The following is a 231-nucleotide window of genomic DNA, read 5'->3' on the forward strand; positions in this document are numbered from 1 at the left end:
AAAGCGAGTCTGAATAGGGCGCCATAGTTAGGAGTAGTAGACGCGAAACCGTGTGATCTACCCATGGGCAGGGTGAAGCGGTGGTAACACATAGTGGAGGCTCGAACCCGTTGACGTTGAAAAGTCTTGGGATGACCTGTGGTTAGGGGTGAAATGCCAATCAAACTCGGAAATAGCTCGTACGCCCCGAAATGCATTTAGGTGCAGCGTTGTGTTAGTTTTATAGAGGGA

1 rRNA gene is annotated in these 231 nt (G+C 49.8%); it reads left to right on the forward strand.

The annotated features are described in order from the left end of the window. Positions 1–231 (forward strand): 23S ribosomal RNA (locus tag ACY2RT_RS15770); the annotation flags it as partial.

This window comes from Ulvibacter sp. 2210JD10-4 (assembly GCF_058148525.1).